The following is a 15,104-nucleotide window of genomic DNA, read 5'->3' as shown; positions in this document are numbered from 1 at the left end:
AGATTAAAATTAAATGTTCCCTCATTGAAGATTAATCATTCCTTTAAACTTAAATGCGTTTTTGCCTGCTTTGCCTAAGAAACAGTTATTGAAAAATCCTGCCTTGATTTTGTAGGGAATGCTCTCCATTGCACTTTTAAAGGTAATAAGTTCTTCATCTGAATAAAAATAATCGTATCGTGTTTTTTCGTCTGCCTCGTACCAGTTTTTGTTTCTCCCGTGAAATCTTGCGTATAGTATTTCTTGTTTTCTTTCTTTTAGTATTTGCACCCAGTGAGAAAATCTTGGAAGATGGGGAAGTTCTGGCAAATCAGGGATGACAAAATTGAAGTCGTAATTTGACCTTGCAAAATTGTTCCAGGAGTCGTGCCTAATCTCTATGTAGAGAAGTTCTGAATATGTAAATGCCTCCTTTAATCTGTATAGATAAGATATGTTTTCATCTGTTTTCTTAAAAGAATAAGGGAACTGTGCAAGAAACGCAAGCAATTTTCCATCCTCTAAGAAGACCTTTGAAACCTCAAGGAACCTATACAAATCGTCAAGCCTTTGCTCGTGTGTAATTGAGCCATGGACTTTTACAGCAAACTTAAATCCCTCGGGTGCCTTGTTAGAAAGCCTTTGAAGAGATTTGGCCCCTGGGATCGCATAGAAAGTAGAATTAAGTTCCACAGAATTAAATCCATAGTTCTTTACATAGTAGTCGAAAAGTTTGCTTTTGCTTATTCCCTCGGGATAAAAAGTGCCAATCCAATCATCAAATTGAAAGCCACTCGTCCCTATATACCACAAAACACTTTCGTCCAAATGTAAGCCTCCAATAAATATTACTCCATAAATTTTTAAATGCAAATTTTCAAGTTTTAAGGTATTTCTTTTTCAAAATACACATACCTTCCATCGTATGAAAGGACAAATTTTCTTACTTCCACTCCATGTAAGAGGGCATTATAAAAATTCTTTTCGAATTCTTTGTCGATTTCCCCATTTGGTTTGAACTCAAAAGCATTTCTGAATATAAGGATGAAGACAATGGGCTTAAAGCCAAAGTTGATTGATTGCGCAAGTTCAAGCATATGTCGAGTGCCTCGTTTTGTCGGTGCATCGGGAAAGAGTGCAACGCCGTTTTTAACAAGAACGCAACCCTTAACCTCAATGAGATATTTTTCTTTATCTTCAACCATAAAGTCAAATCGGCTATTCTCAAATTTAACTTCTCTTTTAATCTGCAAGTATGAACCTCCGAATTTTACAATTCCCCTTCTTATAAGTGCTTCAGCAATCTCGTTATGGTATCTTGAATTTACAAGCACGATTTCTTTATCAACTTTTGCGCCAACAATCTCGTAGCGTGTCTTTCTAAGAGGATTTTCAAAAACCTTAAGTAATACTGTTCTTCCTTTTTCAAGGATTCCTTCAAGCCGTCCAGGGTCGTGAATATGCGCAAGGGCATTATTTCCTTCAATTGATACTGTTGCAAGGAACTTATTTTGCCTTTCAATAAAAGTTGCTTCTAAATCTGTCTTTATTTCAAATATGGGTGTTTTCACTTTTTGGACCTGAAGAAAATAGAAAGTGGGCCTGTTTTAAAAATTTTTTCGAAGAGTCCAATTTTACGGATTTTCGTATCTGTATCGAATTTTGTTAGTTCTTCAAGAGTTAGCCTCTTAGGAGGAGGTGGTACTTTTTCAGGATATCCAAATGCAATTACGGAAACTATGCGAGTTTTGTCCTCCAGGTTTAGAAGTTCCTTTAGCAATTTTTCTCTAAAGGCACCAATAAAGCAAGACCCGATCCCAAGAGAATGCGCTTCAAGCATCATATTTTCAGCACACATTCCGCAGTCTAAATCTACAAACCTGTGCGATGCACTTGTGTAAATAACTATAAGCAAAGGCGCAGTTGAAACAAATGTATTAAGAGGTCCATAGGAACAGAGTTCCCCAACTTTCTTTATGTTTTCACTTTTTTCTATTACAAAGAATCTCCAGGGCTGGTTATTCTCTGCGGATGGTGCAAATCTTCCTGCCTCAAGAATTTTCTCAATACTTTCTCTGTCTATTTTATCTTTCTTGAATTGTCTTATGCTTCTTCTCTCTTTTATTAGCTTTAATATATCACTCATATTTTAATTTTACTATGAAAACAAATCTTCTGAGAAATACCTTTCCCCTCTATCGGGTGCAATGGTCAAGACCCTCTTAAAACCGTATTTTTCTTTTATAATTCTTGAAGCAAGCACATTTGCTCCAGTTGAAGGGCCACCCAAAATACTTTCTTTTAATGCAAGCTCCTTTGCAAATGCTCTTGCCTCAGCACTCTTAATTGTAAATATGTCATCAATCAGGCTTAAGTCAAGGACTTCTGGCTTAAAACCTGCGCCAATCCCCTCTATTGAATGTGTTCCTTTTAAGCCTTTTGTAAGGTATGGTGATTCCTCTGGCTCAATGCCAAAAATCTTCACACCTTTTATTGCTTTTTTAAGTGTCCTTCCGATGCCTGTGATTGTGCCTCCTGTTCCAATCCCCAAAACCACTGCATCAATTTCAAAATTCATATCTTTTAAAATCTCATATGCAGTTGTAAGTTCATGCGCTTTTGGATTTGAAGGGTTTCCAAATTGATTTAACATAAGTTTTGCTTCTTTTCTTTCAATAATTCTTTTTGCTTCTTCTATTGCGCCACTCATTCCAAAGGCTTTATCCGTCAAAACAACTCTTGCTCCGAAACTTCTCATAAGCGTAAGCCTTTCCTTACTTAAATTATCAGGCATTGTAAGTATGACTTTTATATTAAAAAATTTTCCAAGGGCGCTTAATGCTATACCTGTATTTCCGGATGTTGGCTCAACAATTGAATCTCCTTCTTTTAAGGTTCCATCCAACATTGCATCTTTTAGCATAAAGTATGCTATTCTATCCTTTACGCTTCCGAATGGGTTAAGGTATTCAAGTTTTACAAAAATACCCGGGTTGTTTTTAAGCTCTATAATAGGCGTATTACCAATTCTATGCAACATTTTCATTTGAAACTCCTTTCACGATTTTTGCTTTGACGCCTACGACAGTTGAGTAAGAGGGTATGTCCTCCAGGACAACGCTATTTGCACCAATTTTTACATAATCGCCGATTGTTATATTGCCAAGAATTGATGCGTGGTTTCCTATAAGGCAATTCCTCCCTATGGTAGGGTGTCTTTTCCCTTTTTCAATTCTTCTTGAGCCAAGAGTAACTCCATGGTATATAATAGTATATTTGCCTACATATGCCGTTTCACCAATCACAACACCAAAGCCGTGGTCAATCATAATTGGAGATTCTATTTCAGCGCCTGGATGTATGTCCATATTGTATTTGAGTTTTGTTCGTATGTAGAGGATTTTTGCTAAAACTTTATGTCCGTTTTTGTAGAGTTCGTGATAAACTCGATAATTTAAAAGACCTTTGAAAGATGGGGTAAAGAAAATCTCAAATAGAGATTGAGAAGATGGGTCATTTTCCCTGTAAAACCTTAAATCCGTTAAAATTTCTCTGAGGAGTCTTCTTACATCCATAAACTCCTCCTAATTTTTCGCTATTCATTTTTAACCTCCTGAATAAAAATTTTGCAAATTATAACATATTAGGTAATAATTTCAAAATGCCTTATTTATAAGTTTGTTTGAATTTTCCTCTTTCTTGCAAAAATGTTGTACTTATTGTATATTCAATTGAGGTTATTATGCTTATAGTTTCAAATATTCACTTTTCAATTCAAGGAAGACCAATTTTAAAGGATGTCTCTTTCACTGTCGATAGAGACCGTAAATTCATTGTTGGAGAAAATGGCTCTGGGAAAACAACCCTTCTTGATATTATCGTGGGAGTAAAATCTCCTGACAAAGGCTCTGTAAAGCGTCCCAATTCTATAGGTTATGTGCCTCAAGAGATAAAGGCAATCGATAAAACAGGAATAGAAGTTATAGAAGAAGGTGTAGGCGTTGTAAAAGAGATTGAAAAAATGCTTGAGGAACTTGAAAGCATTGGAGACTTTGGCGAAGATTACTCGTTTCTTATGGAAGAATACGAGCGCCTTAACGGATACTCATACAGAAGCGAAATTATGAGTTTGTTAAGCGATTTTGACCTTGACGAAGCGAAAGTTTCAAAACCGCTTTCGATGATGAGTGGCGGCGAGAGGACAAAGTGCCTTATTATTAAGTCAATTCTTTCAAAACCGGAGTTGCTTATCCTTGACGAGCCAACAAACAACCTTGATATTGAGACCATAGAGATGCTTGAAAAATACCTTTTGCAGTTCAAAGGTGGACTTCTTATCGTTTCACACGACAAAACTTTCATAAATAAACTTGCAACACACATTCTCTACCTTGATAATGGTGTAATTAAGGAATACCCCGGAAATTATGATAAGTTTATTAGAATAAAGCAAATTGAAGACGAAGCCTTGAGAAAAGAGCGAGAGCAACTAATCCTTTATCTTGAAAAGCAAAGGAAGTTTATTGAAAAATTTCGCTATGGCACACGCTCAAAGCAAGCACTTTCAAGAGAGAAGATGATTGAAAAAATTGAAGTGCCTGAAGAAGTAAAGGAAAAGACTGTAAAAATAAACATTGAAAGTGGAGATATTGGATCTTTTAAGGTGCTTGAAGTGAAGAATGTTTCGAAATCGTATGACGGTAAGACAATCCTTAAAAATGTTAACCTAAATCTTGTGCGTAATGACCGTGTTGCAATAATAGGGAAAAATGGTGTTGGTAAAACGACACTTCTTAAGATAATTGTAGGGCTTGAAAAACCAGACTCAGGTTATGTTTACATCGGTCCAAGTATTGAATTGCGCTATTTTCCACAGGATGAATTCGTTTTGAACTCAGACGATGCACTCCTTGAGATAATGCTAAAGGAAGGGCTTGAGGTAAGCGAAGCACGAAGCTACCTTGCGGAATTTGGCTTTGAAAACGAAGAAGTATTTAAGAAAGTATCGGAATTAAGTGGTGGCGAAAAGCGAAGGCTTCTTATTGCAAAACTGAACCTTGTAAGTTCAAATTTTCTTGTTCTTGATGAGCCTACGAACCATCTTGACATTGAAACAACCGAGGCTTTAATTGAGGCGCTTAAAAATTACAAAGGGACAATCCTCCTTGTAAGCCACGACAGGTATTTGATAAAGAGTATTGCTCATAAGACATATACCCTTGAGGATGCAACTCTTTTAGATCACGAGAGCAAACCTAAAAGCGAAAAGAAATTAATTGATACTCAAAAGCAAAAAGAGGTAAACAAAATTAAGGCACGTATCCAGTACCTTGAAAAACTATTAAAGGATACGCCAAATAAGAAAAAAGAAGAGGAACTCAAAATCCTCAAAAAGAAGCTGGAGAAAATGAGGTAACTATCCTATGAATTTTCTTATCTGGGATGCACGGAGGATTAGTTCGTCTATATTGTAGTTCTTAAGATCAAGAACTGTTGAAACGATTGCTTTTGTGAGTTCTTTATGCTCTTCGTTAATTTCGTAATCTATTCCCAATTTTTCAAGCACTTTTAATACATTTTTCGGGAAGAAGGGCGTGTCGGGGTTTGAAAATTGCATTGAATCCTTTAAATCGACTTCGAAGTTTTCGTAATACCTTTTTATATTTTCTATCTCACTATCGCTTAAACTTTCAAGCCCTAATATCTCTGGAGGGACACCTATAGAATAAAGGCTTCCTGTGAATGTTATTGCTCTTGGCAATTTAATTGATGCATTTTCTCTTGAGTATCCAAAAAGTCCTATATGGAGTTTTCTTTTTCTTCTTGAAGGAATATGATTTGCAACTTTGTTTATGACTGGTGCAAGGTTTTCAATATGGCTGAAGTAGACCTTTGTGTAGTTGTTGAAGAAGTCCATAACAAATTTTTCATCAATTTCCTTTGGGTACGCAGGAACAATACTTTTTATTTGTTCTATTGCAAATCTCACATCAGAAACAGGATAGTCATATTTGAATGCTGATTGGACTGTGTAAGTATAAACGCTTCTGTATTCGTTTGCAGTGCGCAAAACATTTTTTGGTGTAAAATTACCCCTAAAAGGTGATGGACCGACACCGACAATAGGGAATATCTGAACACCGATTTTGTTTCCAAGCTTCCAGAGTTTGAAAAGCGCAAGTTTTACAGCAAGGATTGCTGCAATAAGTCCATAATTCATTGCAGGATCGGAGCGAGCAAGGAAGACACGGATATACTCATCACTTTTTCCTTTTAGAAACTCTTCCGTTATTGAGTCTGCATTTATAAGATGCGTAAAATCTTCAAATAGTGGGATAACATTTATCTTCTTAGGATAAAACTCTGATACCCAATCCTTTACTAATATATCTGAATCAAAAATTGGCTTGTTTTCTTTTCCTACAACAAAATCCGTATAGTATCTGTAAACTCTTTCAAGCGCCTTAGATGATGTTGTCATTGGGAGGATAACTTCAAAAATAGGAGCAATATCATCTTTGTAAATCGTATGTGCTGTATCAAAAGAGCGTGGAATGCTTTCAAGTGTTTCAAGAAGAATTTTTCTTTCAATGGTTTCAAACTCAGGGTTTGGTACTCTTAGCGTGAGGAATACATCTTTCCCAAGTCTATTCTCTTTGAAAAAGTAGTTGTATTTTGAAAGGAGTTTCTTAACAACATAATCATCGCCTTCTTTTCCTTCGTAGTCCCACATTTGCTCGTCGCATCCAAGATGGGAGAACACATAGAAAGCCTCAAGGACCTCATCCTCACCGTCAAGCTCCTTTCCCTTTGCAAAAAACGGCAGGGATACATTATCAGGATGTTGTGTGCTCATACATCTCGGTATTTTTCTCATATTGGAGAATTTTATTTAAATATGCATGCAAAGTCAAGAGAAATTTCATAAGATTAAGAATATTTTAAATTTTGGCTTCCTATTAAAAATTTTTGATTGTTTCTTTTTGTTAACTATTGACAAAATTAACAAAGTATAATATAATATCTCACAACAATGAACAAAAGGAGGCTAAAATGTTTGGAAAAACAAAAACAATAGTTGGAATGGCGCACTTCCCACCGCTTCCTGGTTCTCCTTTGTATGATGACACTCTCGGGATAGATTATCTTGTAGATAGGATCGCAAACGATGTAAACAATCTTCAGGAAGGCGGAGTCGATGCAATAATGTTCTGCAATGAAAACGACCGACCATACAAACTTGATGCAAACTATGCAACTGCTGCAACAATGGGATTTGTAATTGGAAAGGTTTCTAAAGACCTTAAAGTTCCACACGGTATTGATGTCCTATGGGATCCATTCGCTGCAATAGCGCTTGCTAAGGCAACAAAAGCACAGTTTGTCAGGGAAATCTTAACAGGTGTTTATGTATCTGATATGGGTTTCTGGAACACATCTGTTGGCGAGGTTTACAGATACAAGAAACTTTTAGATGCAAATGGAGTTAAAGTTTTCTTTAATATCTCCGCAGAATTTGCCTATTCTTTAGACAGGCGTCCTATTGAGGAGATTGCAAAAAGCGTTGCTTTCTCATCGCTTGCCGATGTTATTCTTGTTTCTGGACCAATGACCGGTGCTCCACCAAATATAGAAATGATTGAAAGGGTAAAGAAAAATGTCTCCGTCCCTGTTTTTGTTAACACTGGCGTAAATGAGAATAATGTTGAAGAACTTTTGAAGGTTGCAGATGGTGCAATCGTTGGCACATATTTCAAAAAAGATGGAATAACCTGGAATCCTGTAGATAAAGAAAGAGTCTTGAGGTTAATGGATAAAGTAAACAAACTACGATGAGAGACCTTTCCTTAGGTATCGATATTGGAACAACATCAACAAAGGGTGTCGTAATTGACCCTAATGGTAACATTGTGTTTGAACATTCTGTTCAGCACGACCTTATAAGCACTCAGCCAAATTTTGCAGAGGAAGACCCAAATGTATTCTTAAGTAATACTTACGAAATCCTTTCTCTCATCCATAATGCAGGTCTTGACAAGAGGATTGCTTCCGTTGGTGTAACAGGTATGGTTCCAACACTAATCCCCGTTGATAGCACTTTAAAGCCTTTAAGAAATTCAATCCAGCAAAATGATGCAAGGGCTATTGAAGAAATTGAGTATTATAAATCAATAATTAACGAGGAAGAATACTTCAAGAAAACAGGCAATACAATAAACCAGCAGGTAATTTTCCCAAAGTGGCTCTGGCTTAAAAAGCACGAGGAAGATGTTGTAAAAAATACCCGCTGGATAATGGGCTCGTATGACTTTGTTTCAACAAGGCTTACAGGCAAAGTGCATGTTGAATTGAACTGGGCTCTTGAAAGTGGTCTTTTAAACATCCATACAAAAGAGTTTGATACAGAGATTCTCAATGCTGTTTCTATCGAAAAGTCGTTACTACCCCCGATTGTAAAGCCTACAGACATAATAGGATATACAACAAAAGAGGTTGAAAGTATTACAGGTTTTGAAAGTGGAATTCCTGTAATAGGGGGTTCAGCGGACCACATTGCTTCCACACTTGCAATGGGACTACTATACGAAGGGGACTTGCTTCTTAAGTTTGGAGGAGCAGGCGACATAATGTACGTCTCCGATACTCTCAAGGTTGACAGAAGGCTTTTTATTGATTTTCACGATATTGAAAATAAATATGTCCTCAACGGATGTATGGCTGCAAGTGGCTCTCTTGTTAAATGGTTTATGAGAAATGTAGTAAATGAAAATAGTTTTGACAAACTTACAGAAGAGGCATATAAAAGTGAGATTGGAGCAAGAGGAATCATAACATTGCCGTATTTTCTTGGAGAAAAGACCCCTATATTTGATACAAAAGCACGAGGTGTTTTGTTTGGGTTGCAACTACATCATACGAGGGGAGATATTTTTAGGTCAATCCTTGAAAGCATTGTCTATGGTTTTCTTCACCATGTTGATGTCCTGAATGATTTAGGGCTTGAGATAAAGAGGGTATTTATATCGGAAGGAGGAGCACGTAATCCGCTTACAAGAGAAATAGCAGCTGATTCACTTGGCAAGGAATTGAAATACATTAAGTCAAACCCAGGCTCATCATTGGGTGTTGCTTTTCTTGCTGGTGTCTCTTCAAATATTTTTAAGGATTATTCAGAAATTGAGAAATTCCTTAAGGATTTTGAGATTATAAAGCCAAACAAAGAGAAAACCCCTATTTACAGAGAGTATTTTGCCCTTTATAAGGATCTTTACAAAACTCTTAAGCCGCTTTTTGAGAGGTTGTACGAAGTACAAACAAAATATAACAAAGGAGGTTAAAAATGGCGCAAAAGTTGTTTGTAAGGAACGCAACAGGGCTTGTAAGAGAACTTACACCTTTTGATGCGTTCAACCTTGTTTTTGCTGCAATCCTTATCCCGGTTGGTATCTCTCAAGCGCTCCAGTTTGGTGCGGCATCTTTCCCAGGTGCAAACATTGCACTTGCCTTTGTGCTTGGATCGATTCTTCTGTTAGGGTTTGGTGGTGTTTACATCTTCTTTACACTCATTATGCCTCGTTCAGGTGGAGACTATGTTTGGGTGAGCAGAACTCTAAGCCCTCTCATAGGTTTTGTTGTTAATGTTACCCTCACATTTGTTTTTGTAAACTGGGTTGCTTTTAACTTTACCACAATGATGACTTTCTTTATGCCCGCTTTTGGTTATGTTGCAAATCTTCCCCAATCATTTGTCGATTGGTTTGCAAAGCCAGGAAACCAATTCATTGTTGCAACTATTTTGACGATCTTCTTCACACTAATAATGCTTAAGGGAACCAAATTTGCTGCAAAATTTATGAGAATTTTGTTTATTATTGTTTGGGTTGGTGTTGGTCTTTGGTATCTGGGTCTTTTAGTAACATCAAAAGAAGCATTCCAGGCAAGTTTTGCAACGATTACAGGTGTAAAACCTGAGCAAATAATAGACATAGCAAAGAGTGCAGGTTATACACCACCACAGGGTATTGACTGGAAAATGACAATACTTGCTATGTTATGGGCTTTCCAGAACTTAACTGGATTTGAATGGACTGGCTACTTTGCAGGAGAGATAAAGAATGTAAGAAGGACAGTAATTGTTTCAGTTATAGGTGCGCTTCTTATTGGTGGTGGTTTGTATGCGCTTGGTTCACTTTTGGTTTATAAGGCAATGGGATTTGATTTCTTCTCATCTCTTTCCTATGTGGGAATGAATGCTTCCGATAAGTTACCTAAGGGCATTGTCTTCATACTCCCTGCGCTTACAAGATTTTTGAGCCTTCCTCAGTTTATCAAGGTTTATATCGCACTTGCCTTCCTTTTGAGTATTGTATGGTGGACACCAGCAGGATTTTTACTTGGGACAAGAAACCTATTTGCATGGGCATTTGATAGGCTTGCACCAGACTGGGTTGCAGATGTTGATCCAAACTTGCATACACCAGTTAAAGCAACAATAATTATGGGTTTATACATAGAACTTCTCAACTTCTTGAATATCTATGGTGGTCTTGGAGGGTATCTAATAAACATTATCGCAGTTATGGCACTTGCTTTTGTTGTCGTGGGAATTGCAGCAATTGTGTTCCCATACAAAAAGAAAGACCTTTTTGAAAATGCACCAGACCTTGCAAAGAAAAAAGTCGGTGGAATTCCTCTTATGACGATTTCAGGCATTGTTACAGTAATAACCTGGGGTATGGTTTTTGTTGCTGCGTTCCTTGTCCCTCAGTTTGGTCTCAAGATTGAACCAATTGCGATGATTGAAGCCTTCTCTGTTCCTGTTATTGCAGTTATCTGGTATCTCATTGCAGTTGCAGTGAGACGTGCACAGGGTATCGATATTACACAGGTATTTACAGAGATTCCGCCAGAATAGTGGTGTGCTATGAAGGAAGCAGGAGTTCTTGTAGATTTTGCAAAAACATTGATTGATAGGTGCAAGGTGGAGGGGGCAACCCTCCGCCTTGTGGGGGGGCTTGCTGTGTATCTTAATGCGCCAAAGGGAAGTAAAATTGAAACTTTGAAAAGAGAATATAAAGACCTTGATTTTGTTGTTAACAGGAAAGGAGTTAAGGCGTTGAATAAGGTGTTCGAAAGTTCGGGTCTTATTCCAGACAAACAGTTCAACGCTCTTCACGGAGAGACAAGGCTTCTTTATTATAAAGAGAATGAATATCAAATTGATATCTTTGTAGGTGTTTTTGAGCAATGCCACAAACTTAATCTTGAAAACAGGCTCGAAAAACTTCCATATACGATTTCCTTAGGGGATGTGTTCCTTACTAAAATCCAAATTCATAAGATGAACGAAAAAGATGTTAAGGATCTTTTAATGCTTCTTGTTGACCACGATTTTGGTTTGAATAACAAGAATGAAATTGAAGATCTTGAATATATAAAGGGCATTTTGTCTAATGATTGGGGTTGGTATACCACAACAACGGATAATTTAAAGTTTTTAAAGGAACTTTCAAAGGATTATCTTACAGGCGAACTTCACGATTCTGTGAACAAAACAATTGATTATATGCTTGAGACATTTGAAAATGCACCAAAAAGCCTTAGCTGGAAAATGAGAAGTATTATAGGAAGAAAAGTGCAGTGGTACGACGAGCCAGAAGAGGTTCAAATTTAGGAGGTTATTGTGCTTAAGATATTTTTCACAACAGATATACATGGTTCTGAAAGGTGTTTTAAGAAATTTGTAAATGCAGGCAAATTCTATAACGCACAGGTGCTTATACTTGGCGGAGATATCACAGGTAAGGGGCTTGTGCCAATTGTAAAATTGACTAATGATAATTACAGGGCAAATTATCAAGGAAGGGATGAGGTAGTTTCAAAAAGTGAACTTCCAAAACTTGAAGAGGAAATAAGATTCAATGGTTTTTATCCATATGTAACAACGGAAGAAGAATTGGAAGTTTTGGAGAATAATCCCGAAAGAAGAAAGGAAGTTTTTAGGTCTGTTATAAAGCATACGCTTGAGGATTGGGTGCTTTTAGCAACAGAACGACTGAAACCACTTGGAATAAAGATCTACATATCGCCCGGTAACGACGATGATCCTGTTGTTGATGAAGCGCTTATGGTCTCAAGTTATGTTGTTAATCCCGATATGAAAGTTGTGGATATTGTTGATGGAGTAGAAATGCTTTCTTACGGGTATTCAAACCCGACTCCATGGAACTCGCCAAGAGAAAAAAGTGAAGAAGAAATCTATGCCGAATTAAAAGAACTTGCAAGTAAGATGGATTATAATAAATTCACAATTTTTAATATACATGTCCCACCTCATAACACTCCTCTTGACATTGCACCAAAACTTGATAGCACGCTAAAACCTGTTGTTGAAGGTGGCTCTGTTGCAACCGAAAATGTCGGAAGTAAAAGCGTAAGAAAGATAATTGAGGAATTTCAACCAGATCTTGGATTGCACGGTCATGTGCATGAATCTGCAGGGAGCACAAAAATAGGAAAAACTGTCTCCCTTAATCCTGGCTCTGAGTATTCTGATGGGATTTTAAGGGGTGTTCTTATTAATCTTGATGAAAAGAGAAAAAGATTTAATTTCCAATTTACGATGGGGTAGCGATGATTGAACTTGAATTTTCAATTGATCTTGCAAAAGAGTGCGGAAAGATAATAAAAGAAAATTTTAAAGGGTCTTTTTCAGTTGAATTAAAAGGTGATAATAACCTGGTAACAAATATTGATAAAACAATAGATGGTTTGGTGAGGGAAAGGATAAGAAAGTCTTTTCCTTCATACGGAATTGTAACAGAAGAAGGTGAAGATATTGAAGGCAGGTCAAACAAAGTGTTTGTCATAGACCCTCTCGATGGCACAACAAACTTTGTGAAAGGGTATCCCCTTGTTGCAGTTTCTATTGCGCTTTTAGAAGGTAACGAAGTTATCCTTGGCGTTGTGTATAATCCAATTCTTGAAGAACTCTACTATGCAACAGTTGAAACACCTTCTTACAAAAACGGAAATATTATCTCTGTTTCAAAAACCGATACGCTTAAAAATTCACTTCTTTCAACTGGTTTTCCCTATGATTTTTCAGAATATTCAAATTTCCCTCAGTTTGAAAAATTGTTTAGAAGAAGTATCTCTGTAAGGGTTGATGGAAGCGCTGCTCTTGACCTTGCTCATGTTGCAGAGGGGATTATTGATGGATACTGGGAAAAGGGCTTAAATATCTGGGATATTGCAGGAGGTTCCATAATTGTAAGGCAATCTTCAGGAACTGTTTCTGATTTTTCAGGGGAAAGTAATTATTTATCCAGAGGAGAGATTGTTGCAACAAACGGAAAGATACACAGCGAAATACTGGAGGTGCTTAGTGATTTTTGAAGAGAGAGCAAAAGTGATTCTTTCCGAACTTGAGAAAAACGGAAGCGTTGAGATTGAAAAGCTTGCAAATATACTTAATGTTTCTGAAATGACTATAAGAAGAGATCTCTCACGACTTGAGCATGAAGGGCTTCTTAGGAGGGTTTATGGAGGAGCTGTAAGCACAAGGGGCAGAAGTTTTGAGCCACCTTTTATTATAAGGGAGTCAAAGCACAAAAAGGAAAAGGAAATTATCGGACATATAGCTTCCTTGCTTGTAGTGGATGGAGATAGCATTGCCCTTGATGTTGGCACTACAACTCTTGAAATCGCAAAGCATCTTGTTTCAAAGCATAACTTAACAGTCCTCACGCCAAATCTACGCGTTGCAACACTTCTTGCTGATAAAAAGGAAATAAGATTGATACTTACAGGAGGCATAGTGAGACCAGGGGAGCTTTCAATGGTGGGTGAGATTGCAAGAAGAACAGTGGAGAGCTTTTATGTTGATAAGTTATTTCTTGGAATTGGTGCAATTGATGCAGATGCAGGGCTCACTGAATACAACCTTGACGATGCGGTTATAAAGCAATCGCTTATTAAAAATGCAAAAGAAGTCATTGTTGTTGCTGATTCAAGTAAGTTTGATAAAATTGCATTTTCATTCGTTGCAGGTTTTGACTCTGTAAAATACCTTATTTCTGATAAATCGCCCTCGGGTAAACTTTTAGACACATTAAATAAATTCAATATAAAAATTTTAACCAAGGAGGTGCTTGATGCTTCTTAAAGAAAGGATTATAGCGATTACTGGTGGCGGTTCTGGGATTGGCAGGTCTTGTGCAATAGCCTACGCTAAGGAAGGTGCAAAGGTTTATGTGCTTGACCTTAAAGAGGAGTTAGCCAAAAGTGTTGCAGATGAAATTGAAACTTTTCAAGGTAAGGCAATTCCAATGAAGATGGATGTAACAAACAGGGATGAAGTCCGTAAAGTCGTCGAAGAGATATACAGAAACGAAGGAAGGATTGATGTTTTCCACAATAACGCTGGCGTTTCAACTATGAATAAATTTCTTGACCTTACGGATTTTGATTGGGATTTCAATATGAATGTTAACGCAAAAGGTGTCTTTATTGTATCTCAAGAAGTTTTAAAGCATATGGTGAAGCAGGATATTGTTAACGAAGTAAGAGGAAAGATAATTAACACAGCCTCTATGGCAGGTAAGAGAGGAAACGCACCCTTCTTAGCGCATTATGTTGCAAGCAAATTTGCAGTTGTTGGTTTAACACAGGCACTTGCAGGAGAATTTGCACCATACAAAATCCTTGTAAATGCAATCTGCCCGGGCTATGTTAAGACGAGCATGCAGGAAAGAGAAGTTAAGTGGGAAGCGCAGTTGAGAGGTGTTTCTGAGGATGTTGTGCGTGAACTTTACATTAAAGACACTCCTTTGGGAAGGCTTCAAACACCTGATGATGTAGCTGGAGTTGCTGTTTTTCTTGCTTCAGACCTTTCCAACTTTGTAACAGGAGAAGCCATTAATGTAAATGGTGGCGCCTTTATGGATTAAAAAATGAAGAAAAATTACCTCGAACTAAAAAATATTACTAAAACCTACGGAAATGTCGTTGCAGTCAATAACTTTTCACTTTCAGTTGACGAGGGTGAACTTGTTTCTCTTCTGGGACCTTCCGGATGCGGGAAAACAACACTACTCAGGTCTATTGCTGGCTTTGAAACTGTT

General features: G+C 37.3%; 16 protein-coding genes. 10 read left to right on the top strand and 6 right to left on the bottom strand.

The features are described from left to right. Nucleotides 1-21: 21 nt before the first annotated feature. From JHC30_01135 to JHC30_01115, 5 genes are read right to left on the bottom strand one after another with little or no spacing between them, the layout of a single operon-like run. Nucleotides 22-807, bottom strand: a complete 786-nt coding sequence (locus tag JHC30_01135; GenBank protein MCI4462758.1) for a DUF72 domain-containing protein — start codon at nt 805-807, stop codon at nt 22-24. 56 nt (nt 808-863) lie between these two features. Further along, nucleotides 864-1,550, bottom strand: a complete 687-nt coding sequence (gene sfsA / locus JHC30_01130) for a DNA/RNA nuclease SfsA (protein ID MCI4462757.1) — start codon at nt 1,548-1,550, stop codon at nt 864-866. Then, the gene (locus tag JHC30_01125) at nt 1,547-2,125 is read right to left on the bottom strand and encodes a nitroreductase family protein (protein MCI4462756.1); all 579 of its coding nucleotides are present in this window, start codon (nt 2,123-2,125) and stop codon (nt 1,547-1,549) included. Before JHC30_01125 ends, sfsA begins: the two co-directional genes overlap by 4 nt. A 12-nt stretch (nt 2,126-2,137) precedes the next feature. Continuing rightward, nucleotides 2,138-3,025 carry a cysteine synthase gene (locus JHC30_01120; GenBank protein ID MCI4462755.1) on the bottom strand — a complete coding sequence of 296 codons (888 nt, stop codon included), beginning with the start codon at nt 3,023-3,025 and terminating at the stop codon, nt 2,138-2,140. Beyond that, nucleotides 3,009-3,554 (bottom strand): serine acetyltransferase, encoded by a 546-nt coding sequence (locus JHC30_01115; GenBank protein MCI4462754.1) that lies wholly within the window; start codon nt 3,552-3,554, stop codon nt 3,009-3,011. The genes JHC30_01120 and JHC30_01115 overlap by 17 nt, the downstream gene beginning before the upstream one ends. Nucleotides 3,555-3,721: 167 nt before the next feature. Between JHC30_01115 and JHC30_01110 the strand changes: the two genes are divergently transcribed. Next, nucleotides 3,722-5,395 carry an ABC-F family ATP-binding cassette domain-containing protein gene (locus JHC30_01110; protein ID MCI4462753.1) on the top strand — a complete coding sequence of 558 codons (1,674 nt, stop codon included), beginning with the start codon at nt 3,722-3,724 and terminating at the stop codon, nt 5,393-5,395. On the opposite strand, the gene JHC30_01105 is transcribed toward JHC30_01110, so the two are convergent. Beyond that, a complete protein-coding gene (locus JHC30_01105) occupies nt 5,396-6,856 on the bottom strand; it encodes a phosphoenolpyruvate carboxylase (protein MCI4462752.1) in 1,461 nt (486 codons plus the stop codon). 176 nt (nt 6,857-7,032) lie between these two features. Between JHC30_01105 and JHC30_01100 the strand changes: the two genes are divergently transcribed. The 9 genes from JHC30_01100 to JHC30_01060 form a co-directional block, all read left to right on the top strand. Beyond that, complete coding sequence (locus JHC30_01100) at nt 7,033-7,815, top strand: BtpA/SgcQ family protein (protein ID MCI4462751.1); 783 nt, start codon at nt 7,033-7,035, stop codon at nt 7,813-7,815. Next, the gene (locus JHC30_01095; protein MCI4462750.1) at nt 7,812-9,317 is read left to right on the top strand and encodes a carbohydrate kinase; all 1,506 of its coding nucleotides are present in this window, start codon (nt 7,812-7,814) and stop codon (nt 9,315-9,317) included. The genes JHC30_01100 and JHC30_01095 overlap by 4 nt, the downstream gene beginning before the upstream one ends. Nucleotides 9,318-9,319: 2 nt before the next feature. Continuing rightward, nucleotides 9,320-10,894, top strand: coding sequence for an APC family permease (locus tag JHC30_01090; GenBank protein MCI4462749.1), 1,575 nt, complete (start codon nt 9,320-9,322; stop codon nt 10,892-10,894). A 9-nt stretch (nt 10,895-10,903) separates the two neighbouring features. After that, nucleotides 10,904-11,653 carry a hypothetical protein gene (locus JHC30_01085; GenBank protein MCI4462748.1) on the top strand — a complete coding sequence of 250 codons (750 nt, stop codon included), beginning with the start codon at nt 10,904-10,906 and terminating at the stop codon, nt 11,651-11,653. Nucleotides 11,654-11,662: 9 nt separating this feature from the next. Continuing rightward, nucleotides 11,663-12,610: a metallophosphoesterase gene (locus tag JHC30_01080; GenBank protein MCI4462747.1), complete on the top strand. Its 948-nt coding sequence runs from the start codon at nt 11,663-11,665 to the stop codon at nt 12,608-12,610. A 2-nt stretch (nt 12,611-12,612) separates the two neighbouring features. Then, nucleotides 12,613-13,377: an inositol monophosphatase gene (locus JHC30_01075; protein MCI4462746.1), complete on the top strand. Its 765-nt coding sequence runs from the start codon at nt 12,613-12,615 to the stop codon at nt 13,375-13,377. Continuing rightward, nucleotides 13,367-14,146: a DeoR/GlpR transcriptional regulator gene (locus JHC30_01070; GenBank protein ID MCI4462745.1), complete on the top strand. Its 780-nt coding sequence runs from the start codon at nt 13,367-13,369 to the stop codon at nt 14,144-14,146. Before JHC30_01075 ends, JHC30_01070 begins: the two co-directional genes overlap by 11 nt. After that, nucleotides 14,136-14,930: an SDR family oxidoreductase gene (locus tag JHC30_01065; GenBank protein MCI4462744.1), complete on the top strand. Its 795-nt coding sequence runs from the start codon at nt 14,136-14,138 to the stop codon at nt 14,928-14,930. The genes JHC30_01070 and JHC30_01065 overlap by 11 nt, the downstream gene beginning before the upstream one ends. A 3-nt stretch (nt 14,931-14,933) precedes the next feature. Continuing rightward, nucleotides 14,934-15,104, top strand: a 171-nt coding sequence (locus JHC30_01060; protein ID MCI4462743.1) for an ATP-binding cassette domain-containing protein, incomplete at its 3' end; no start/stop codon positions are given.

Origin of the sequence: Caldisericum sp. (assembly GCA_022759145.1) — a bacterium.
GTDB lineage: Bacteria > Caldisericota > Caldisericia > Caldisericales > Caldisericaceae > Caldisericum.
Note: the sequence above shows the minus strand (reverse complement) of the source record. Positions and strands in the feature narration are given on the sequence as shown.

What these genes read in the sequence shown, in the direction of transcription:
- JHC30_01085 (MCI4462748.1), top strand. Translation starts at nt 10,904, where the DNA reads ATGAAGGAAGCAGGAGTTCTTGTAGATTTTGCAAAAACATTGATTGAT.
- JHC30_01095 (MCI4462750.1), top strand. Translation starts at nt 7,812, where the DNA reads ATGAGAGACCTTTCCTTAGGTATCGATATTGGAACAACATCAACAAAG.
- JHC30_01120 (MCI4462755.1), bottom strand. Translation starts at nt 3,025, where the DNA reads ATGAAAATGTTGCATAGAATTGGTAATACGCCTATTATAGAGCTTAAA.
- JHC30_01090 (MCI4462749.1), top strand. Translation starts at nt 9,320, where the DNA reads ATGGCGCAAAAGTTGTTTGTAAGGAACGCAACAGGGCTTGTAAGAGAA.
- JHC30_01075 (MCI4462746.1), top strand. Translation starts at nt 12,613, where the DNA reads ATGATTGAACTTGAATTTTCAATTGATCTTGCAAAAGAGTGCGGAAAG.
- JHC30_01100 (MCI4462751.1), top strand. Translation starts at nt 7,033, where the DNA reads ATGTTTGGAAAAACAAAAACAATAGTTGGAATGGCGCACTTCCCACCG.
- JHC30_01115 (MCI4462754.1), bottom strand. Translation starts at nt 3,554, where the DNA reads ATGGATGTAAGAAGACTCCTCAGAGAAATTTTAACGGATTTAAGGTTT.
- JHC30_01110 (MCI4462753.1), top strand. Translation starts at nt 3,722, where the DNA reads ATGCTTATAGTTTCAAATATTCACTTTTCAATTCAAGGAAGACCAATT.
- JHC30_01125 (MCI4462756.1), bottom strand. Translation starts at nt 2,125, where the DNA reads ATGAGTGATATATTAAAGCTAATAAAAGAGAGAAGAAGCATAAGACAA.
- JHC30_01105 (MCI4462752.1), bottom strand. Translation starts at nt 6,856, where the DNA reads ATGAGAAAAATACCGAGATGTATGAGCACACAACATCCTGATAATGTA.
- JHC30_01065 (MCI4462744.1), top strand. Translation starts at nt 14,136, where the DNA reads ATGCTTCTTAAAGAAAGGATTATAGCGATTACTGGTGGCGGTTCTGGG.